Raw genomic sequence first — 21,079 nt, 5'->3', positions numbered from 1 at the left:
CGCCGGTCCGGCCCCTTCGTGTCGTCGGGGATCCCCGTTCCGCGCCGGACACGCCGTCGGGGAACGAGACCGGTCAGTCCTTGTCGAGGCTGAGATCCGGCGCCTCGGGGTTCTTCATGCCGACGACGTGGTAGCCGGCATCGACGTGCAGAACCTCGCCGGTCATGCCGCGGGACATGTCGGAGATCAGGTAGGCGGCGGTCTCGCCGACCTCCTCGATCGTCACGGTACGCCGCAGGGGGGCGTTGTACTCGTTCCACTTCAGGATGTAGCGGAAATCGCCGATGCCGGAGGCGGCGAGCGTCTTGATCGGCCCGGCCGAGATCGCGTTGACGCGGATCTTCTGCGGCCCGAGATCGGCCGCGAGGTAGCGCACCGACGCCTCGAGCGCCGCCTTGGCGACGCCCATCACGTTGTAGTGCGGCATCCACTTCTCGGCGCCGTAATAGGTCAGCGTGAGGAGCGAGCCGCCGTTGCGCATCAGCTTCTCGGCGCGCTGGGCGACCGCCGTGAACGAGTAGCAGGAGATCAGCAGCGACTTGGTAAAATTCGCCTCGCTGGTCTCGATGTAGCGCCCGGTCAGCTCGTCCTTGTCCGAGAAGGCGATGCAGTGGATGACGAAGTCGATCCCTTCCGGGAAATGCCGGCCGGTGGCCTCGAAGACCGCGTCGATCGAGGCCGGGTCGGTCACGTCGCAATGGCCGACGACGGCGGCATCGAGTTCGCGGGCGAGCGGCTCGACGCGCTTCTTCAGGGCCTCGCCCTGGTAGGTGAAGGCCAGCTCGGCGCCGTGCTGGTGGGCGCTCTTGGCGATGCCCCAGGCGATCGAGCGGTTGTTGGCGACGCCGAGCACGAGGCCGCGCTTGCCGGCGAGAAGCCCGGTGCGGGGCTGCCCGCCATCCTGTACCTGTGCCCGGTTCGAGTCAGCCATGAGTCACCCAAAGAACAGCCGCCACGGGGGCCGGCGGCAGCCGGTTGGACCCGGCCGTGCATGGCTCCCCAGCGGTTTCCTTAACCGACGCCTGCGGGCGACGGAAGTGCGCCGGCTCCGGTAATGCTGTGAACGTCCCCGTCCGCTCAGCTCGTCGCCGCGGCGGCGCGGCGCTTGCGGGCGAACTCGGTCAGGGCCTCGTCGGCATTCGCCGGCAGGGTCACGGCGACGGTGGCGAGCAGGTCGCCCTTCGTGCCGTCCTTCTTCGGCAGGCCCTTGCCGCGCAGGCGGAAGACCCGGCCCGAGCTGGTCATCGGCGGGATCTTCATCTCGACCGCGCCGGTCAGGGTCTGGATCCGGATCGGCCCGCCCAGGACCGCATCCTCGAGCGCGACCTCCGCCGTGGTGCGCAGGTCCGAGCCCTCGATCTGGAAGCGGGAATCGGGGGCGAACCGGATGGTCAGGAGCGCATCGCCCGGCTCGGCGCCGTGGGCGCCCGGATAGCCGAGGCCGCGCAGGCGGATCACCTGCCCGTCGACCACGCCCTTGGGCACCACCGCGTCGACCTCGCGGCCGCTCGGCAGGTTGAGCCGCAGCTTGGTCTCGTTGGCGACCTGGTCGAGGGTCACGGTCAGTTCGGCGGCGACGTCCTCGCCCTTCTGCGGCGCGGCGCGCCCGGCCCCGCCGGCGGAGCGGAACGCCTCGCCGAACAGGTGCGAGAAGATGTCCTCGCCGAAGCCGCCGGCCCCACCGCCGCCCGCCCCGGCACGGGCGCGGGCCATCGACTCGAAGTCGAATCCGCCGCCGCCGCGGCCGGCCCCGCCGCCGAAGCCCTCGAAGCCGGTGAAGCGGGGCTTGCCGTCGCCGTCGATGGCGCCGCGGTCGAACTGCTCGCGCTTCTTGGCGTCGCCCAGGATCTCGTAGGCCTGGTTGACCTCGGAGAAGCGATCCTGCGCCTTGGCGTCGTTCTTGTTGCGATCGGGGTGGTAGGCCTTGGCGAGCTTGCGGAAAGCCTTCTTGATCTCCGCCTCGTCGGCCGAGCGGCTCACGCCGAGTACGTCGTATGGGTTGCGCATGGCGATCCGATGGCGATTCGAGCGGCCCGGCTCCGGTGCGACGCGCCCGGGCGCGGGTCCGCCTGCGTGAATGGGTTGAGCCCTATCTGGCGACCGTGTTGCCGGATTGCAACGCAGGCGGAAGCGGCAGAGGTCGAAGGTACGTCACTTCCGGAGACGGCGCCATGGTGGGCGACCAGGCAGACACCCACGCCATTCCCGAAACGACGGACGCTCCGCCTCGACGCCGCCCTATCCCGGCTTCGTCGTGGTCTTGAGGCTCTTCAGTTCCCAGGCTCCCCCGACGGGCGGCAGCCGGTGCCGCGCACGAAGCGGTTGCTGCCCGGGCCGATCACCGAGGCCAGGAAGCCGCGGCAGATCTCGTCGTTCTTCACGAAAGGCAGCCCGGTCGGGTTGACCATGCCGCGCATGCCCGAATCGGGATTGTCCCATTTCACCGGCTGGCCGTTGCCCTGGGGGTCCAGGGCGACGGAGAGCGCCGCCTTGGCGCGGCGCCAATCCTCGCCCGAGAGGTCCGGGCCGAAGCTCTTCGGTGCCGCGGGCTCGATGCTGCCGGTGCTCTCCGGCTCCGGCGGCGCGGCATCGACCTGCGGCGCGAACATGATGAGCGGCTGGCTGCAGCCGCCGATCGCCAGGACGCTCGCCAGGGCGCCCGCCGCGACGACGAGCCCGAGCGTCACCGAACCGACTTTACACGCACCCGAACGCATTACACCTGTTCTCACGACCGGGCGGCCGCCGCGACGCACGAGGATGCGACGCCGGCCCGCCCCCGGCTCCGGTTGTCACATGGGCTGGGGGCCATTCGGGCACACAGCCACTTGGGTAAGGACGATGCCGTGGACGGGTTAACGAAAGATGATTTCACCCAGAACCCGGATCCCTGGGGACTGTTCCGGCAATGGTTTGCCGAGGCGCAAGGCGCCGAGCCGGAGGATCCGAACGCCATGGCGCTCGCCACCACCGACGCCGACGGGCTGCCGGACGTGCGCATCGTGCTCCTGAAGGATGCCGACGAGCGCGGATTCGTGTTCTACACCAACACCCTGTCGATGAAGGGGCTGGAGCTCTCGGCCAATCCGCGCGCCGCCCTGGTGCTGCACTGGAAGAGCCTGCGCCGCCAGGTGCGGGCGAGGGGAACCGTGACGAAGGTCGACGACGCCGAGGCCGACGCCTATTTCGCCACCCGCGCCCGCGACAGCCGCCTCGGCGCCTGGGCGAGCCGGCAGTCGCAACCCCTCGACAGCCGCGAGACCCTGATGCGGGCGGTCGAGGAGGTGGGCACGCGCTTTCCCGGCGAGACCGTGCCGCGCCCGCCCCACTGGACCGGCTACCGCATCGCCCCGGTCTCGATCGAGTTCTGGCAGGACGGCGCCTATCGCCTGCACGACCGGGTGCGCTTCACCCGGCGGGGCGACGCCTGGGAGGGCAACCGCCTGTATCCCTGACGCCAGCATCCCTGACGGACACGCTTTGCTGCGGCGCGGCGAACCCCGGCTTGCGAGCCCTGGATTTCCGGGGCCCGGAGCCCTACCCTGGGGCTCTTCGCGCCGCGCCACCTCGAGGCGGCGCCCCGCACCGGACATCCCTGAGGAACGGCCGTGGCCCAATCGAACGAACGCCGCCGCGTGATGCTGCTCACCGGCGCGAGCCGGGGCATCGGCCATGCCACCGTGAAGCGCTTCTCGGCGGCGGGCTGGCGCGTCATCACCTGCTCGCGCCATCCCTTCCCGGAGAACTGCCCGTGGGAGATGGGGCCCGAGGACCATCTTCAGGTCGACCTCGCCGATCCGGAGGACACGGTCCGCGCCGTCAAGGAGGTCGCCGGGCGGCTCGAGGCCGAGGGCGGGCTGCTGCACGCGCTCGTCAACAATGCCGGCATCTCGCCGAAGGGGGCCGGCGGCGCGCGGCTGGGCGCCATCGGCACCCCGTTCTCCGACTGGCAGCGGGTGTTCCAGGTCAATTTCTTCGCACCCATCCTGCTCGCCCGCGGCCTGTGCGACGAGCTGACCCGGGCGCGCGGCTCGATCGTCAACGTGACGTCGATCGCGGGCTCGCGGGTCCACCCCTTCGCGGGGGCGGCCTACGCCACCTCCAAGGCGGCGCTCGCCGGACTGACCCGCGAGATGGCGTCGGATTTCGGGCCGCTGGGCGTGCGGGTGAACGCGATCTCGCCGGGCGAGATCGACACCTCGATCCTGTCGCCGGGCACCGACAAGCTGGTGGCGCAGATCCCGCAGCGCCGCCTCGGCACGCCGGACGAGGTCGCCAAGGCGATCTACTTCCTCTGCACCGAGGCCTCGTCCTACGTGAACGGTGCGGAACTGCACATCAACGGCGGCCAGCATGTCTGAGCGGGCGGCCGTCGCGCTCGCGCTCCTGCTCCTTGCATCGCCCGCCGCCGCCGAGCCGCGCGTCACGCTCCTCGACCTGCCGTTCCGGGTGACGCAATTGCGCGATGCCGGCAGCGAGGCGGCGCTCGCCGTGACCACCGCCGGGCTGCCGCAGCTGCCGCGCAAGGCGGGTCCGGTCGCGGTGGCGTGGGGCGAGGCCGGTGCCGCAATCCTGATGCTGGCGGGGGACAAAGTCACGGCCGTCCCGCTGCCCCTGGACGCGATCGAGGGCCTGACCGCCGGAGAGACGCCGAAAGGCGCGCTGCCGGGCTCCCGCCGGGTGCTGGCGGGGCCGCTCAGCGCCTACCTGTCGGGCCCGAGCCGGGGGCCGGACGGGCGCCCCGGCGCCGCCGGGGTGACCCTGCGCGAGCGCCAGAAGGTGACGATGAGCGCCGATCCCAAGCCCGTGCCGGTGGCGACCGCCACGGTGCCGCCGGGCGTGGGCGCGGTCTTCTCCGCCGACACCCTGCGGCCGGTGGAGATCGACGGGTCGCTGAACCTGCTGGCGCTCAGCGAACGGCCGGAGGGCAACGGCCTTGCGGTGATCGGGCGCCAGGACGGCGTCTGGCGGGTGCGGGCCGAGACGCCCCCCGAGCCGGGTCCCCTGGCGCTCGCCGCCGAGCTGCCCGGGCCGGTGCCGGGCGCCGTGCTGGTGCGCGGCGAGGAGGGCCGGCTCGAACACTGGAGCCTCGCCGGCGGGACACCGGTCCGCACAGGCAAAAGCGCCGACGGCACGGGATTTTCCGCCCCCGGCGCCGTCCTCGGCAGCGAACTGGTGGTTGCGAGCCGCGACCGCGCCGCCCTCGCCTATGTCGCGCTGGGAGGATTGGCGGAGCGCGCCCGCGTCGCCCTGCCGGCACCGGTCGGGGCCGGCCTCGCGGTGCTCGGCGACCGGGTCGTGGTGGCCCTCGCCGATGGGCGGCTCGCCACGGTGCAGGATGGGGATGCACGGCCGTGAGTGCCGGATCAGAGGAGCCAGCCTGGCGCCGCCGCTATCCCGTCCGTCCCTTCATCGCCGCATCCGCGGCTGTAGTGCGTGACGGCCGGGTGCTTCTCGCCGCCCGCGGCCAGGAGCCGATGCGCGGGATCTACACCCTGCCGGGCGGCCAGGTCGAGGCGGGCGAGACCCTGGCCGAGGCGGCCCTGCGCGAGCTGCACGAGGAGGTCGGGGTGGTGGCCGAGGTGGCAGCCGGGCTGACGCCGCTGGAGGTGATCGAGCGCGATGCCGACGGCGTGGTTCTGCACCATTTCGTGATCCATCCCCACGCCGCCCGCTGGCTTTCCGGGGAGCCGACCACCGGGCCGGAAGCCCTGGACCTGCGCTGGGTCACGGCCGAGGAGGCGCACGCCCTGCCGACCACCAAGGGTCTGCACGGGGTGATCGCCCAAGCCCTCGCGGTCATCGGGGACGGGGCATGAGACGCGCCATCATCCTGGCCGCCTGCCTCGTCGCAGCGCTGCCGGCCCTCGCGCAGCAGGCCAAGCCGAAGGCGCCGGCAAAGCCGCCCGAGAAGGAGACCCCCGCCCCGCCCCCGCCCGTCGACACGCCGGCTCCCTACGATCGCGACCTCCTGCGCCTGTCGGAGATCATCGGCGCCCTGAGTTTCCTGCGCGAGCTGTGCGGCAATCCCGACGCGCCGGAATGGCCCGCCCGGATGAAGGCCCTGCTCGATGCCGAGGGCACCAGCCCGGGCCGGCGCGACCGCCTCGCCGGGGCCTATAACCGCGGCTATGGCGGCTACGCCGTGACCTACCGGGTCTGCACGCCCTCCGCGGGCGAAGCCGCCACCCGCTACATCGCCGAGGGCGAGCGCCTGTCGGTCGCACTCGCGGGCCGGTTCGGAGGTTAAGAAACCGCCTGTTGCGGGGCCGCCACGCTGTGGCGCCCGTGTCGAAGAGGGAGGCATTCTCGTGGCGCCGTTAACCTCTTCGCAATTCCTTGCTGGCCCGGGGCCGGCCGAGGGCCTATGAATCGGGACATCACACGAGGCCGCTGCGGAACCGAGACCGCCGTTCTCACCAGAGACCCGATCTCAAGGCTGTCGATGACCGATTTCGAAACCCACGATCCCACGCTCGAATCCGACCAGGATGCGAAGCGCGCCGCCCTGAGCTACGTCTCCGAAGCCTTCGCCGAAGGCTGCCTCGACGGGCTCGACGGCGACTGCATGGCCCAGGCCGCCCTGTTCGCGGCGTTCCAGGAACTGGTCCAGACCTACGGCGAGGAGGCCACCGCCCGCTACGCCGAAGGCTTTCCGGAGCGGATCCGCGGCGGCACCTACACGGTGCGGCCCCAAGCCCGGCACTAATCCCCAAGCCCGGCACTGATCCTCAAGCCCGGCTCTGATCCGCGGCGTCAACGCTTCCCGTCCCGACCGACGACGATCGGGACCCAACGCCCGCCCCCGCGCGTTCGCGGGGCATGACCCTCCACGATCCCGCCCCCGCCCGCGCGGCCCGCCTCTGGCGCCCGCGCCGGGTCGTCGTCACCGCCGCGGCGCGGGAGCACGCCCATGGGCGGGCGATCATGGCGCGGGCGGAGTCCCTCGGCCTCCCGGTCGAGGCGCTGCCCGGCAACCGCCTCACGGGGTTGCGCCACCCGGACCCGCGCCGGGCCTATATCGAGGCGAAGAACACCCTCGCGGTGGTCGTCGCGCCGCCGACCAAGCTGAAGCTGCAGCCGATCCCGCCGAGCGCCGATTGGCGCGTCGACCTCGCCGAGGGCTGCCCGGCCCATTGCCAGTACTGCTACCTCGCCGGCTCGCTGTCGGGGCCGCCGGTGACCCGCGTCTACGCCAACCTGCCCGAGATCCTGGCCAATCTCGCCGGTTACCTCGGCGAGGGCAGCGTCACCTCGGCGAGTGCCGAGCGCGCCCAGGAGGGCACCACCTTCGAGGCGTCCTGCTACACCGATCCCCTCGGGATCGAGCACCTGACCGGCTCGCTGTCCGCGGCGATCCGGCATTTCGGCGCCTGGGACGCCCCGGTCGGCTTACGCGCCACCACCAAGTTCGCCGCGGTCGCGCCGCTCCTCGACCTGGATCATCGGCGCCGCACGCGGCTGCGCTTCTCGGTCAACGCCGCGGCCGCCGCCCGCTACGAGGGCGGCACCGCCCCCTTGCGCGAACGCCTCGCCGCGATGGGGGCGGTCGCCCGGGCCGGCTATCCGGTCGGGCTCACGGTCGCGCCAATCATGCCGGTGCCGGACTGGCGCGCGGCCTATGCCGCCCTGTTCGCGCAGGCGGCCGACGCGCTCGACGGCGTCGAGGATCTCGACCTCACGGCGGAACTCATCACCCACCGCTTCACCCCCGGCTCGAAGGAGGTGCTGGAGGGCTGGTATCCGGGTTCCGATCTGCCGATGCGGGAGGACGAGCGCAGCCGCAAGCTCACCAAGTTCGGCTCGGTGAAGTACATGTTTCCCGCCGAACTGATGCGGGAGATGCGAGGGCAGATCACGCGGGATTTGGCGGAGCGGCTGCCGGCGGCGCGAATGCTTTACTGGACTTAATGCTCGATTGCTTTCAGACGATGAACAATCACATCACCTGCATCCTCCCACCAGCGCCCTCATCCTGAGGTGCTGCTGCTTGCAGCAGCCTCGAAGGAGGGCTCCAGGTATCGCAGAGACTTCTGGAGCCCTCCTTCGAGGTCAGCCCATCCGAGATGGGCTGACACCTCAGCATGAGGTCGAGGGTGGGATGACAACGAACTCGTGCGTCGAGCCAGAAACGAGGAAAAGCTCACCCCTCCGGCTCGAACGCCATCGCCGCCCCGTTCATGCAGTAGCGCAGGCCCGTCGGGGCCGGGCCGTCGTCGAAGACGTGGCCGAGATGGCCCTGGCAGCGGGCGCAATGCACCTCGGTGCGGGTCATGAAGAACGAGCGGTCGGTCTGCGTTTCGACCGCGCCGTCCAGCGGCGCATAGAAGCTCGGCCAGCCCGAGCCGGATTCGTACTTGGTGGCGGAATCGAACAGCGGCTGGCCGCAGCCGGCGCAGGCGAAGGTGCCGGTGCGCTTCTCGTGGTTGAGCGGGCTGGTCCCGGCCCGTTCCGTGCCGTGCTCGCGCAGCACGCGGTATTGCTCCGGTGTCAGGTTCCGGCGCCACTCCGCTTCGGTGCGGGTCTCGGCGGTGCCGGTCTCGTTGGCGGCCATCGGGGCCTCTCCTCGTCACGTCCGTGATGGGCGAGACCCCAAGATAGTCGTGGGCCCCGCGTCGCGCGAGATGGTGCGGCGCGGTAACCCCTCACGCGGGAGCGCCGACGGTATCGGCCATCCGGGCGCGCCGGGTGCCCATCGGCTCCTCGGGCCCCACGGTGGTGTCGCGGGCGGTCTGGTGCTCCAGCTCGGCATTGATCTCGCCGCCGAGCAGCACGATCGTCGACGAGATCCAGATCCAGGTCATGAAGCCGATCGCGGCGCCGAGCGACCCGTAGGTCTCGTTGTAGCTGCCGAAATGCGCGACGTACCAGGAGAAGCCGATCGAGGCGGCGAGCCACACCACCCCGGCGGTGAGGCTGCCCGGCGTCACCCAGCGCCAGCGCGGCAGGTCGCGGCTCGGGCCGTAGCGGTAGAGAAGCGCCAGGGCGAAGAGCATGACGGCGAGCAGGGCCGGCCAGCGCAGGAGCGCGATGTACCACGCCGTCGGGCTGATCCGGATCCCGAAATAGCCGATGAAGTTCAGCGCCACCGGCAGCACCACGATGCAACCGATCGCCAGGATGACGAACACCAGCGCGCCGACGGTGAAGGTGAGAGAGCGCAGGTTGAGCTGGACGAAGCTGCGCTTCTCCTGCTCCTCGTAGACGATGTTGAGCGCGTCGAACATCGCCTTCATGCCGGCATTGGCGCTCCACAGCGAGATCGCGAGGCTGGTGAAGAAGGTGATGCCGAGTGTCGTGCCGCCCTTGGCGGTGATGCGCTTGACCTGGTCGCCGATGATCTCGAGCGCCCCCGAGGGCAGCACGCCCTGGAGCAGGGACAGGTGGTCGTTGATGGTGCTCGGATCGGTGAACAGCCCGTAGAGCGAGACGAGCGCCGCCACCGCCGGGAAGATCGCCAGCAGGGTGTAGAAGGTGACGCCGGCCGCCACCGACAGCACCCGGTCCTTCTGGTATTCGAGATAGACGCGGTAGAGCACGTCCTTCCAGCCCTTGGCCGGGATCTCCGTCGGCGTCTCGGCCTTGCGCCCGCGGTCGACCTCGGTGTCGGCGACCCATTGCGCCGGACGGCCGGAATACGACTTGGCGCCGCCGCCGAGATGCCGGGTCGGGTCCGGCGCCGCATCCGTCACGCCCTCGGCCCGCCGCGCCGTGACGAGGCGGACGAGCGCGAGGCCGAGGAACACGGTCCAGAGGGTCGAGGTCACGCCGGACGAGGCGGGACCGGAGCGGGGTTCGGGCGGCATCACGGCACCGGAAGCAGGAGGATCGCGGCGGGCGCCCGCAAGCGTGGGCGCTCGGAGTCACAACGTGGCGTTCCGGGGGTCGTTCCGTCTCAAGGAAAGCGCCGCAAGGTCAATGGGTTGACTTGCGTCAGGATCACGCCGCCGCGCTGCCGCCCGGCAGGCCGCGGATCAGCTCGGCGAAGCGGTCGCCCTGCACCAGAACGTGGGCGCGCAGGCGCTCGCCGGCCAGCGACTCGTCGCCGGCCAGGATCGCCTCCACCGCCCCCTCGTGCTCGGCCAGCGACTGGCGCAGCCGGTTGCGGGCGCGCAGCTGGATGCGCCGGAACGGCGCCAGGCGCCGGCTCAAGCCCACGGCCTGCTCGCACAGGAAGCCGTTGCGCGAGGCCCGGTAGATCACTGCGTGAAACACTGCGTTCTCGGCGTAATAGGCCGCCATCTCGCCGGCTGCCGCCGCCGCCCGGCAGGCATCGAGTGCCGCGGTGAGTTCGCGCTGATGCTCGTCGGTCAGCCTGCGCGCCGCGAGACGGCCGCAGGCGGCTTCCAGCTCGGCCATGGTCTCGAACATCTCGATCAGCCGCGCCGGCTCGGGCAGGCTCACCACCGCGCCGCGCCGCGGCTTGATCTCGATCAGGCCGGTGACCGCGAGTTGCAGCAGGGCCTCGCGGATCGGCGTGCGCGAGACCCCGAAGCGGGCGGCGAGCGGGACCTCGTCGAGCCGGTCGCCGGGGCGCAGGACCCCGTCCACGATCTCGTCCTCGATCGTCTGCCGCAGCCGCTGGGCGTGACTCATCTGGGCGTGGCTCATGTGCGATCCCGCCTTCCACCTTCGGTGAGTATGCACTGCGGTTGACAAAATATACAAGATCGGCGTCTTCTGAGTGCAGAATACGGCAGGCTTCAACCTGACCGCGCGTCACACCGAACGCACAATCCGGAGCCGACGCGCTCCCCCCAGAGGAAACGCCATGGCCTTCACCCGCCGCCCTCTCTTGTCCCGTCGATCCATCTTGGCCGCCGGCCTCGCCGCCCCCGCCCTGATCGGCCTCGGGCGCGCCGCGCAGGCCGCCACGGTGCTGAAGCTCTCGCACCAGTTCCCGGGCGGCACGATCGACGAGGGGGATTTTCGCGACCGGATGTGCCGCAAGTTCGCGGCGGCCGTGAAGGAGCGCTCGAAGGGCGCCATCGAGGTCCAGGTCTATCCCGGCTCGTCGCTGATGAAGACGAACGCCCAGTTCAGCGCGATGCGCAAGGGCGCGCTCGACATGAGCCTCTACCCGCTGCCCTATGCCGGCGGCGAGGTGCCGGAGACCAATATCGGGCTGATGCCGGCGCTCGTGACCTCCTACCCCCAGGCGATGGCCTGGAAGACGGCGCCGGTCGGCCGCAAGCTCACCGAGATCCTCCAGGCGAAGAACATCGTTCTCGTCTCCTGGGTCTGGCAGGCCGGCGGCGTCGCGAGCCGCGACCGCGCCCTGGTGCGGCCGGAGGATGCCAAGGGCCTGAAGGTCCGCGGCGGCTCGCGCGAGATGGACCTGATGATGAAGGCGGCGGGTGCGGCCACCCTCAGCCTGCCGTCGAACGAATCCTACGCCGCGATGCAGACCGGTGCCTGCGACGCAGTCATCACCTCGTCGACCAGCCTGATCTCGTTCCGGCTCGAGGAGTTGTCGAAGTCGCTCACCTCGGGCCGTGGCCGCTCCTACTGGTTCATGCTCGAGCCGATCATGATGTCGAAGGCGATCTTCGACGGGCTGCCCAAGGACCAGCAGGACCTGATCATGGCGGTCGGCGCCGAGCTCGAATCCTTCGGGCAGGAGGGCGCGCAGGCCGACGACACCCGGGTCGAGCAGATCTTCTCCAAGGCCGGCGCCAAGGTCGAGACCCTCGACGAGGCGACGCTGAACCGCTGGCGCGACATCGCCCGCGACTCGGCCTGGAAGGACTACGCCGCGAAGTCGTCCTCCTGCGCCGAGATGCTGAAGCTCGCGGAGGCGGTCGCGTGAGCCACGCCTTCGACGCGGCCTCCGCCGGGCCTGAGCCGGAACGCGCCGCGGCGCGGCCCCGGCTGCCCGGCCCGCTCGCGGCGATCGACGCCGCGATGGGGGGCCTGAACCGCCTGATCCTGCTTCTCGGCGGCGTCGCCCTCGTGGCCGCCTGCCTGGTGCTGAGCTACAGCGTCGTCATCCGCTACGTCCTGAAGGTCCCGACCGAGTGGCAGGACGAGACGGCGGTGTTCCTCATCGTCGGCGCCACCTTCCTGTCGGCGGCGGGCGTCCAGGCCCGGCGCGGCCACGTCGCCATCGAGGCGCTGACCGGGCTGCTCTCGCCGCGGGTCAACCGCCTGCGCCTGCTCCTTGCCGACGTGGTCAGCCTCGGCTTCGTGGCCTTCTTCGCCTGGAAGAGCTGGACCCTGCTGCACGAGGCCTGGGTCGACGGCCAGATCTCGCAATCGACCTGGGGCCCGCCGCTCTGGATCCCCTACTCGCTGATGGCGCTCGGCATGACGCTCCTGGCGCTGCAATTCCTGCTCCAGATCGCGGAAGCCGTCGCCCGCGGCCCCGAGGCCGCCGGCTTCGCCGATCCGAAGGTCGGGCTCGGCCCCGACCTCGAACGCGCCAAACAGCACGACAAGACGGAGTCCGCCCGATGAGCACCGCGATCATCGGCACGCTCTATGCGGGCGCCACCCTCGGGGCGATGCTCGCCGGCATCCCGATCGCCTTCGCGCTCGGCGCGGTGGCCCTCGTCTTCATGCTGGCCTTCATGCCCGGCGCCTCCCTCGATACGGTGGCGCAGAACGTCTACGAGGAGATGGCCTCGATCACGCTCTTGTCGATCCCGCTCTTCATCCTGAAGGGCGCGGCGATCGGCCGGTCGAAGGCGGGCCAGGACCTCTACTCGGCGATGCATGCCTGGATGCACAAGATCCCGGGGGCTTGGGCATCGCCAACGTGTTCGCCTGCGCGCTGTTTGCCGCCATGGCGGGATCGAGCCCGGCGACCTGCTCGGCGATCGGCTCGGCCGGCATCCCGGAGATGCGCCGGCGCGGCTATTCCGGCGGATTCGCCGCCGGCATCATCGCGGCGGGCGGCACGCTCGGCATCCTCCTGCCGCCCTCCATCACGATGATCCTCTACGCGGTGGCGGCCGAGCAGTCGCTCGGGCGGCTCTTCCTCGCCGGCATCGGCCCGGGGCTGCTCCTGGTGCTGCTCTTCGCCGCCTATTCCGTCTGGCGCTTCCGGCGCGAATTCGCCATGGCGCGCGCCGCCTACGTCACCGGCGGGCCGGAGCATCCGATCCTGGCGGAAGACCGCTACTCGATGGCAGAGCGCTTCTCGACCCTGCCGCGGGTGCTGCCCTTCGTGGTCCTGCTCACCGGCGTGATGGTGGCGCTCTATGGCGGCTACGCCACGCCCTCCGAGACGGCGGGCCTGGGCGGCCTCCTGGCGCTGGCGCTCATCGCGGCGATCTACGGCGTCTGGCGCGCCCGGGACGTGAGCCCGATCCTGATCGCGACCCTGCGCGAATCGACCATGCTGATGCTGATCATCGGCATGTCGCTGCTCTACGCCTACGTGATGAGCTATCTCCACATCTCGCAGGCCGCGGCCGCGGCGATCGTGGCGATGCACCTCTCGCCCTGGCTCCTGCTGCTGACGATCCTGCTGCTGGTCGTGGGCCTCGGCTTCTTCCTGCCGCCGGTCTCGATCATCCTGATGACCGCGCCGATCATCCTCCCGCCGCTGCGCGAGGCGGGCTTCGACCTCGTCTGGTTCGGCGTCGTGATGACGATCACCATGGAGATGGGGCTGATCCACCCGCCGGTCGGCCTCAACATCTTCGTCATCAAGAACATCGCCCCCGACATCCCGCTCTCCGACATCATCTGGGGCACCCTGCCCTTCGTGATCCTGATGGCGGTGGCGATCCTGGTGCTCTGCCTCGTCCCCGGCATCGCCCTTTGGCTGCCGGATCTGCTCTTGCCCTCGACCAAGTAGAGGCGCCACCATGCGGGCGCCGCGGCCGGGCACCGCGCGGGTGCGGCGCTTCTCCCTCCTCTCCGCTGACCCAGCGGAGCCCACTCTTCCGAAAGAGCGGCGCCGACCCCGACGAGCGGGGACGGCCCGGACGTGATGAGAGCGATATGGCGGCGATCTCGTTCCTCGGCGACCTCCTCCAGAGCATCTCGGACCGGGGCCGCGGCCTGATCGCCTTCGGCCGCGACGACCCGGCCAAGGCCAGCGTCGCCGACGTGGTCAAGCTCTGCGAGGACCTGATCTCGCGGCGCGGCGAGGCCTCGGGGGTGGCGCTCGCCCGCATCATCCTCGACCGCTACGACAGCTTCTCCGGGCCGGACCGCCACGAGTTCCTGCGCCGCATCGCCCTCGACTTCGGGGCCGACCACGCGGCGGTGGAGAGCGCCATCGCCGCCTACGGCAAGGCGCCGTCCCGGGCGGCGCTCGGCCGGCTGCACGAGGCGGCCGAGCCGCGCTCGCAGGAGCTGATCCGCCGCCTCAACCTCGCCCGCGACGGCACGATCGCGCTGGTACGGATGCGCGAGGACCTGTTCTCGGTGCGCGATGCCGCCCGCAAGGCCGACAAGCCGGATCCGGCGCTGGCGGAGGCCGTCGACAGCCTCGATTCCGATTTCGAGCACCTGTTCGCGTCGTGGTTCAACCGCGGCTTCCTGGTCCTGCGCCGGATCGACTGGACCACGCCGGCCCACATCCTCGAAAAGATCATCCGCTACGAGGCGGTGCACGCGATCTCGGGCTGGGACGACCTGCGCCGGCGCATCGAGCCGCCGGACCGGCGCTGCTTCGCCTTCTTCCACCCGGCGCTCCTCGACGAGCCGCTGATCTTCGTCGAGGTCGCGCTGACCACCGGCATCGCGGCGGCGATCGACCCGATCCTCGCCCACGAGCGCCAGCACACCGCCACCCGCGAGGCGACGACCGCGATCTTCTACTCGATCTCGAACTGCCAGAAGGGGCTCGCCGGCATCACCTTCGGCAACTTCCTGATCAAGCAGGTGGTGGAGGACCTCTGCCGCGAGATGCCGGCGCTGAAGACCTTCGTCACCCTGTCGCCGGTGCCGACCTTCCGCATCTGGCTCGACCGCGAGCGCCGCTCCGACGCGCCGCAGGGCCTGACCCGCGAGGATGTCGAGACCCTGCGCGCCCTCGACCAGCCCGACTGGCACGCCGACAAGGCCAAGGCCGACGCGGTGAAGAAGGCGCTGCTGCCGGCTGCCGCCTATTACTTCCTGCGGGCGAAGACCGCCCGCGGCAAGCCGGTCGACCCGGTGGCGCGGTTCCATCTCGGCAACGGCGCGCGGCTGGAGCGCCTGAACTTCCTCGGCGACGTCTCGCCCAAGGGCCTGTCGCAGGGCTACGGGCTGATGGTGAACTACCTCTACGACCTCGCGGCGATCGAGAAGAACCACGAGACCTATGCCAATCTCGGCACCGTCTCGGCCTCGCTCACCGTCAACCGCGAGCTGCGCCAGAACCTGCCGCCGGCCCGCGCGGTGGCTTTGGCGGAGGCGTGATGAGCATTCCCCTTATCTCTGCCAGCGGAGGGCTGTCCGGGAAAGGAATGACGCGGGTTCTTCCCTCCCCCCTCTGCGGGGGAGGGTGCCCGGCGGAGCCGGGCGGGAGAGGGGACGCCGCTTCCGGAGAAGTCGCGACCGTGATGACGGGTGCCCCCCTGGATCAGCGTCGCGCTGCCCCTCTCCCGACCCCTGCTGACGCAGGGGCCACCCTCCCCCGCAGAGGGGGAGGGAAAACCCGCGTACTTCCTTTTTCCCCGGACAGCCTAGCCGCCCGCGGGGAGAGGAGACACCCGCATTCTTCGAGTGGACGGTCTACCCGTTCACCTCGCCGACGACTGAAGAGTCCCCCATGTCCAACCACTTCTTCGACATCGTCCGCTCCCGCCTCCCCGCCGACCCGGCGGCCAAGGTCTTCCTCGAAACCCCCGAGGGCCTGCGCTGGAGCTACGCGGATCTGATCGCCGAATCCGGCCGCTACGCCGCGGCGCTGGTCGGTCTCGGCGTCGCGCCCGGCGACCGGGTGGCGGTGCAGGTCGAGAAGAGCCCGGCGGTGATCGCGCTCTATCTCGGCTGCGTGCGGGCCGGCGCCGTGTTCCTGCCGCTCAATACCGGCTACACGCCCTCCGAGATCGCCTACTTCCTCGGCGATGCCGAGCCGTCGCTGTTCGTCTGCGATCCGGGCAAGCGCGATGCCCTCAAGGTCGTGGCGGAGCAGGCCGGCGTCGCCCAGGTCGGCACCCTCGACGCCAGGGGCGAGGGCACCATGGCGTCCGAGGCCGCGGGCCAGACCGGCGACTTCGCCGATGTCCCCCGCGCGTCCGACGATCTCGCGGCGATCCTCTACACCTCGGGCACCACCGGGCGCTCGAAGGGCGCGATGCTGACCCACGACAACCTGTCGTCGAACGCCCTCACCCTGGTCGAGTACTGGCGCTTCACCGACGAGGACGTGCTGATCCACGCGCTGCCGGTGTTCCACACCCACGGCCTGTTCGTCGCCACCAACACGGTGCTGATGTCGGGCGCCGCGATGATCTTCTTAGCCAAGCTCGATCCGCCGCTGATCCTGTCGCTGATGGGCCGGGCCACCGCGTTGATGGGCGTGCCGACCTTCTACACCCGCCTGCTCAAGGAGCCGGGCCTGACCCGGGAGGCGAGCGCCGGGATGCGCCTGTTCGTCTCCGGCTCGGCGCCCTTGCTCGCCGAGACCCATCGCGAGTGGCAGGAGCGGACCGGCCACGCGATCCTCGAGCGCTACGGCATGACCGAGACCAACATGAGCACGTCGAACCCCTATGACGGCGACCGGGTCGCCGGCACGGTCGGGTTCCCGCTGCCGGGCGTGTCGCTGCGGGTGGTCGATCCGGAGAATGGCCGGCCCATGGCGGCGGATCAGGTCGGGATGATCGAGGTGCGCGGGCCCAACGTGTTCAAGGGCTACTGGCGCATGCCGGAGAAGACCGCCGCCGAGTTCAAGGCCGACGGCTTCTTCATCACCGGCGATCTCGGCAAGGTCGACGAGCGCGGCTACGTCCACATCGTCGGCCGCGGCAAGGACCTGATCATCACCGGCGGCTTCAACGTCTACCCGAAGGAGGTCGAGACCGAGATCGACGGGCTGCCCGGCGTGCTGGAATCGGCGGTGATCGGGGTGCCGCACCCGGATTTCGGCGAGGGTGTCACCGCCGTGGTGGTGCCCCGCGGCGCGGAGGCGCCGAGCGAGGCCGCCATCCTCTCGGCGCTGGAGGGCCGTCTCGCCAAGTTCAAGCTGCCCAAGCGCGTCATCATCGCCGACGAGCTGCCGCGCAACACCATGGGCAAGGTGCAGAAGAACCTGCTGCGCGAGACGCATAAGGGGTTGTACGAGGGCTGATCCCGACAAACGACAGTCAGCCTCATTTCCCCACCCTCGACCTCATCCCGAGGTGCTGCCGCGTGCGGCAGCCTCGAAGGAGGGCTCCAGATGTCGCTGCGGTCCCTGGAGCCCTCCTTCGAGGCCAACCGATCTTCGATCGGCCGGCACCTCAGGATGAGGTTCGGGGTGGGAGCAAAGGCAGGAATCAGGCACACAGCCCCCTGGTCGCATCGGCCGCTGCCCGGAGACCCGCCATGACCGTCCGCTTCGCCCTGGTCGACGTGTTCCACGACGGCGCCTTCACCGGTAACCCGCTCGCCGTGGTGAGCGGGGCCGATCTCGACACCGCGTCGATGCAGGCGATGACCCGCTGGTTCAACCTGTCGGAGACGGCCTTCCTGCTGCCCCCGACCGATCCGGCGGCGGATTACCGGGTGCGCATCTTCACCTTGGCGCACGAGCTTCCCTTCGCCGGCCACCCGACGCTCGGCGCCTGCCATGCTTGGGCGGCCCTCGGCGGCACGCCGCGGCAGCCCGGACGCATCGTCCAGGAATGCGGCGCCGGCCTCGTGCCGATCCGGCAGGACGGCGACCGCCTCGCCTTCGCGGCGCCGAAGCTGCTCCGCGAGGGGCCGGTGGACGAGGCGACGATGCGCGACATCCTGGCGGTTCTGCGCATCGACCGCGCGCGGGTCGTCGAGGCGCGCTGGGCCGATAACGGCCCCGGCTGGGTCGGGGTGATGCTCGCCTCCGCCGAGGAGGTCCTGGCGGTGGAGCCGGTCCGCCATCACGAGGGCCGGATCGATATCGGCCTCGTCGGCGCCCATCCGCCCGGCGCCGAGGTCGCCTGGGAGATCCGCACCGTGTTCGGCGACGGCACCGGCGCGCTCGTCGAGGATCCGGTGACCGGCAGCTTCAACGCAGCGGTCGCCGGCTGGCTCCGGGAGACCGGCCGTGCCACCGGCTCCTACGTCGCCGCCCAGGGCACGCGGCTCGGGCGCCGCGGCCGGATCTTCGTCGATTACGACGGCGCCGACTGGATCGGCGGCCGCACCCTCACGGTGGCGGAGGGCACCATCCCCGACGGGGCCCTGCCGCGCGCCGCCGGCCTCTGACCGTCCCGCCGGGCGGCGTCGAGGTCAGGCGGCCCGCACGCCGGACAGGAAACGCCCGATCGACGTCGTCAGGGCCGAGGTGTGGCGGCCGAGATCCTGGACGACGTGCAGCATCGCGGACGCGGCCTCGCCGGTCGCGCCCACATCGTTGCGGACGGCGTTGATGTTGCCGGAGACCGACCGCGACCCGGTCGCCGCCTGCTGCACGCTCTGGGCGATCTCGCCGGTTGCCGCGCCCTGCTCGCGCATCGCCCCCATCATGCCCGAGGTGGTGTCGCGCAGTTGCGTGATCGTCGTGCCGATCTCGCCGATCGCCGAGACGGCGCTCGCGGTGGCCTGCCGGATCTCCGCCACCTGGGCGCCGATCTCGTCGGTCGCGCGGGTCGTCTGGCCCGCGAGCGCCTTCACCTCCGCCGCGACGACCGCGAAGCCCTTGCCCGCCTCGCCGGCCCGGGCCGCCTCGATCGTGGCGTTGAGCGCCAGCAGGTTGGTCTGGCTGGCGAGCGAGTTGATCATGCCGACGACCGCGCCGATCTTGTCCGCGGCCTGCGAGAGCGCGTGGACCAGGCCGTCGGTCTCGCTCGCCTTCTCGGCCGCGGTCGCGGCGAGGTCCGAGGTCTGGGCGGCCTGCTGCGAGAGGGCGCGGATGGCCGCCGCCAGCTGCTCCGTCGCCGCCGCCACGGCATCGACGTGGCTCGACGTCTCCTCCGCCGAGCCCGCCACATCGGCGGAACGCCGGTTGTTCACCTCGGCCACCGACGCGACCTGCCCGGCCGAGGCCTGGAGCGTGGCGGCACTGGCCGACAGGCTGCCGATCACCGCATCCGTGTCGTCGCCGAACGCCTTGATCAGCCCGTCGATCGCCGACGCGCGGCGCTTGTCCTGAGTCGTCGCCTCGACCGCGGCATGGATGTCGACCAGCGAGCCGCAGGCGCGCAGGGGCCTACCGGCCGGATCGTGCACGACGCCCCCCGTCGCGCGAAACCACCGATAGCCGCCGTCGCGGCATTTCAGGCGGTAGGTGACGTCGTAGGCGCCCTTGTTCGCCACGTTGACGAGCGCCGCCCCGAAGGCCGCGAAGGTCGGGTCGATGTCCTCCGGATGGAGCAGGTCGCTCCACGACGTCATCAGGTCGGGGAAATCGTCCTTCGAGGTGTAGCCGAGGAGCCGGCGAAACTCCGGCGACCATGTCCAGCGGCTCTTCGGATGCGCGGCGTCGCCCTGGTGCAGGATGGCGTCCCACAAGCCGACGCCGGCATGCCTGCCGAGGATGTCGAGCCATTCGTCGTTGGCGGAGCGGCGCTTGAACATCGGGATCGTTTTCCGTTTGTCGTTGACGTCGATCCTGCGCGGTCTCCGTAAAAAAATCCTCACGCATTCCAAAATATTGCCTGCAATCGAACCGGCACGATCTCTTGCCGGCAGCAGGACAATCCTTGCGTGTCTCGCAGGGGAAGGACCCGGATGACGGGCGGCAAGCGCGGTCTGCCCCGGATCACGACGGGACGCCGCCGGGGTCTCGGGCTCACCCCTCCGCCCTCAATTCGCGTAGGTGAAGACGCCGTCGCGCCAGACGTAGAGCACGTAGCCGGGTGCCGTCACGTCGCCCTTCTGGTCGAACCCGACATTGCCGAGCACCAAGTTGAACCGCTCGGCATGCAGGGTCTCGGCGATCGCCTTCGGGTCGGTGGATTTGGCGAAGTTGCCGGCCTCGACGAGAGCCTGGAGCGCGGCGTAGCCGTAGAGGGTGAAGCCGGCGGGATCGATTCCCTCGGCCTGCAGCGCCTTCACGGCGGCGGCGGCCTCGGGCTTGCGGCGCAGGTCCGGGTTGAAGGTCATCAGCACGCCGTCGCTCGCCGCGCCGGCCAGCGCCCCGAATTCCTTGGTGGCGATGCCGGAGGTGCCGAACCATTGCGGGCGATAGCCGGCCTCGGCCGCCTTGCGCACCAGCTTGCCCATCTCCTGGTAGTGGCCGCCGTAATAGACCACCTCGATCCCCGCCGCCTGGAGGCGCTTGATCAGGCCTGCATCGTCGGTCTGGCCTGGCACGATGGCGGAGAACAAGGTCTCGTTCTGGCCGATCTTGTTCAGGTTGGCCTTGGTCGATTCGGCGAGGTTCCGCGACAGGGGCGTGTCGTCGTAGAGGATCGCGATCTTCTTGTCGCGGAATCGCTCGGCCAGGATCGTGGCCGAGAGCCGGCCCTGGTCGTCCTCGCGTCCCGAAACCCGGAAGATGGTCGGCAAGCCGCGATCGGTCAGGCGCGCGGCGTTGGAGGCCGGGCTGATCATCACCGCGCCGGCCGCCGCGTAGACGTCGGAGGCGGCGAGCGAGGCGCTGGAGCAGACATGGCCGATCACCAGCCGCACGCCGGCGCGCACGAAGCGCTCGGCCACCGCCATCGCCTGGCCCGGCTCGCAGGCATCGTCCTGCACGTCGAGCACGATCGGCTCGCCGGCGATGCCGCCGCGGGCGTTGGCGTCCCGGATGGCGGCCTGCACGCCCTGCAGCACCTGCTCGCCGATGCCCGCGACCGCGCCGGTGCGCGGGACCGCGACGCCGATGGTCACGTCGGCGCGGGCGGTCGCCGCCCCGCACAGCAGCGCTCCGATCGCCAGCCACAGGGCGGCGCGTGCCCTGGTGCGCGTCATCCCGGCGCTCCCGCATGGTTCAGAACCACTCCGTCCTCCGGCCTCGATCCTCGACGGCCGCTTCGCGCGGCCGTCGCCCTTCCTGCATCCGTGCGGACCC

The 21,079-nt window shown here is 70.8% G+C and carries 20 protein-coding genes and 1 pseudogene; 13 read left to right on the top strand and 8 right to left on the bottom strand.

What is annotated here, in order from left to right:
- Positions 1–73 precede the first annotated feature (73 nt).
- The 3 genes from fabI to F1D61_RS21975 form a co-directional block, all read right to left on the bottom strand.
- The gene (gene fabI, locus F1D61_RS21985) at positions 74–931 is read right to left on the bottom strand and encodes an enoyl-ACP reductase FabI (protein ID WP_203154235.1); all 858 of its coding nucleotides are present in this window, start codon (positions 929–931) and stop codon (positions 74–76) included.
- Between the two features lie 146 nt (positions 932–1,077).
- The gene (locus F1D61_RS21980; protein ID WP_203154233.1) at positions 1,078–2,007 is read right to left on the bottom strand and encodes a DnaJ C-terminal domain-containing protein; all 930 of its coding nucleotides are present in this window, start codon (positions 2,005–2,007) and stop codon (positions 1,078–1,080) included.
- Positions 2,008–2,270: 263 nt separating this feature from the next.
- The gene (locus F1D61_RS21975; RefSeq protein ID WP_348649383.1) at positions 2,271–2,687 is read right to left on the bottom strand and encodes an RT0821/Lpp0805 family surface protein; all 417 of its coding nucleotides are present in this window, start codon (positions 2,685–2,687) and stop codon (positions 2,271–2,273) included.
- 159 nt (positions 2,688–2,846) lie between these two features.
- On the opposite strand from F1D61_RS21975, the gene pdxH reads away from it, so the two are divergent.
- The 7 genes from pdxH (at position 2,847) to F1D61_RS21940 (ending at position 7,911) form a co-directional block, all read left to right on the top strand.
- Entirely contained in the window at positions 2,847–3,455 is a 609-nt protein-coding gene (pdxH, locus tag F1D61_RS21970) for a pyridoxamine 5'-phosphate oxidase (protein ID WP_203154222.1), read from the top strand.
- A 183-nt stretch (positions 3,456–3,638) separates the two neighbouring features.
- Positions 3,639–4,361 carry an SDR family NAD(P)-dependent oxidoreductase gene (locus F1D61_RS21965; RefSeq protein WP_203159204.1) on the top strand — a complete coding sequence of 241 codons (723 nt, stop codon included), beginning with the start codon at positions 3,639–3,641 and terminating at the stop codon, positions 4,359–4,361.
- Positions 4,354–5,358: a hypothetical protein gene (locus tag F1D61_RS21960; RefSeq protein WP_203154220.1), complete on the top strand. Its 1,005-nt coding sequence runs from the start codon at positions 4,354–4,356 to the stop codon at positions 5,356–5,358. The genes F1D61_RS21965 and F1D61_RS21960 overlap by 8 nt, the downstream gene beginning before the upstream one ends.
- Entirely contained in the window at positions 5,355–5,819 is a 465-nt protein-coding gene (locus F1D61_RS21955) for an NUDIX hydrolase (protein WP_203154218.1), read from the top strand. The genes F1D61_RS21960 and F1D61_RS21955 overlap by 4 nt, the downstream gene beginning before the upstream one ends.
- Entirely contained in the window at positions 5,816–6,250 is a 435-nt protein-coding gene (locus F1D61_RS21950; protein ID WP_203154216.1) for a TIGR02301 family protein, read from the top strand. The genes F1D61_RS21955 and F1D61_RS21950 overlap by 4 nt, the downstream gene beginning before the upstream one ends.
- 195 nt (positions 6,251–6,445) lie before the next feature.
- Positions 6,446–6,709 carry a hypothetical protein gene (locus F1D61_RS21945; RefSeq protein ID WP_203154214.1) on the top strand — a complete coding sequence of 88 codons (264 nt, stop codon included), beginning with the start codon at positions 6,446–6,448 and terminating at the stop codon, positions 6,707–6,709.
- Between the two features lie 113 nt (positions 6,710–6,822).
- Positions 6,823–7,911, top strand: coding sequence for an SPL family radical SAM protein (locus tag F1D61_RS21940; RefSeq protein ID WP_203154212.1), 1,089 nt, complete (start codon positions 6,823–6,825; stop codon positions 7,909–7,911).
- Positions 7,912–8,143: 232 nt separating this feature from the next.
- On the opposite strand, the gene msrB is transcribed toward F1D61_RS21940, so the two are convergent.
- From msrB to F1D61_RS21925, 3 genes are all read right to left on the bottom strand, one after another.
- Entirely contained in the window at positions 8,144–8,554 is a 411-nt protein-coding gene (gene msrB / locus F1D61_RS21935) for a peptide-methionine (R)-S-oxide reductase MsrB (protein ID WP_203154210.1), read from the bottom strand.
- A 91-nt stretch (positions 8,555–8,645) separates the two neighbouring features.
- A complete protein-coding gene (locus tag F1D61_RS21930) occupies positions 8,646–9,806 on the bottom strand; it encodes a YihY/virulence factor BrkB family protein (RefSeq protein WP_203154207.1) in 1,161 nt (386 codons plus the stop codon).
- Between the two features lie 133 nt (positions 9,807–9,939).
- Complete coding sequence (locus tag F1D61_RS21925; protein ID WP_203159203.1) at positions 9,940–10,596, bottom strand: GntR family transcriptional regulator; 657 nt, start codon at positions 10,594–10,596, stop codon at positions 9,940–9,942.
- A gap of 175 nt (positions 10,597–10,771) precedes the next feature.
- On the opposite strand from F1D61_RS21925, the gene dctP reads away from it, so the two are divergent.
- From dctP to F1D61_RS21895, 6 genes and pseudogenes are all read left to right on the top strand, one after another.
- Positions 10,772–11,809 carry a TRAP transporter substrate-binding protein DctP gene (gene dctP / locus F1D61_RS21920; protein WP_203154205.1) on the top strand — a complete coding sequence of 346 codons (1,038 nt, stop codon included), beginning with the start codon at positions 10,772–10,774 and terminating at the stop codon, positions 11,807–11,809.
- Entirely contained in the window at positions 11,806–12,456 is a 651-nt protein-coding gene (locus F1D61_RS21915; protein ID WP_203154203.1) for a TRAP transporter small permease, read from the top strand. Before dctP ends, F1D61_RS21915 begins: the two co-directional genes overlap by 4 nt.
- A pseudogene (locus F1D61_RS21910) lies at positions 12,453–13,804 on the top strand (TRAP transporter large permease). Before F1D61_RS21915 ends, F1D61_RS21910 begins: the two are co-directional and overlap by 4 nt.
- Before the next feature lie 146 nt (positions 13,805–13,950).
- Positions 13,951–15,357, top strand: coding sequence for a malonyl-CoA decarboxylase (locus tag F1D61_RS21905; RefSeq protein ID WP_203154202.1), 1,407 nt, complete (start codon positions 13,951–13,953; stop codon positions 15,355–15,357).
- A 352-nt stretch (positions 15,358–15,709) separates the two neighbouring features.
- Positions 15,710–17,233: a malonate--CoA ligase gene (locus tag F1D61_RS21900; protein ID WP_203154200.1), complete on the top strand. Its 1,524-nt coding sequence runs from the start codon at positions 15,710–15,712 to the stop codon at positions 17,231–17,233.
- A gap of 236 nt (positions 17,234–17,469) precedes the next feature.
- Entirely contained in the window at positions 17,470–18,330 is an 861-nt protein-coding gene (locus F1D61_RS21895; RefSeq protein WP_203154198.1) for a PhzF family phenazine biosynthesis protein, read from the top strand.
- A 24-nt stretch (positions 18,331–18,354) separates the two neighbouring features.
- Here F1D61_RS21895 and F1D61_RS21890 read toward each other — a convergent pair whose 3' ends face one another.
- Both F1D61_RS21890 and F1D61_RS21885 read right to left on the bottom strand, forming a co-directional pair.
- Positions 18,355–19,641: a methyl-accepting chemotaxis protein gene (locus F1D61_RS21890; protein ID WP_203154196.1), complete on the bottom strand. Its 1,287-nt coding sequence runs from the start codon at positions 19,639–19,641 to the stop codon at positions 18,355–18,357.
- 228 nt (positions 19,642–19,869) lie between these two features.
- The gene (locus F1D61_RS21885) at positions 19,870–20,979 is read right to left on the bottom strand and encodes a branched-chain amino acid ABC transporter substrate-binding protein (RefSeq protein WP_203154188.1); all 1,110 of its coding nucleotides are present in this window, start codon (positions 20,977–20,979) and stop codon (positions 19,870–19,872) included.
- Positions 20,980–21,079: the final 100 nt, after the last annotated feature.

This window comes from Methylobacterium aquaticum (genome assembly GCF_016804325.1).
Lineage (GTDB): Bacteria > Pseudomonadota > Alphaproteobacteria > Rhizobiales > Beijerinckiaceae > Methylobacterium > Methylobacterium aquaticum_C.
Note: the sequence above shows the minus strand (reverse complement) of the source record. Positions and strands in the feature narration are given on the sequence as shown.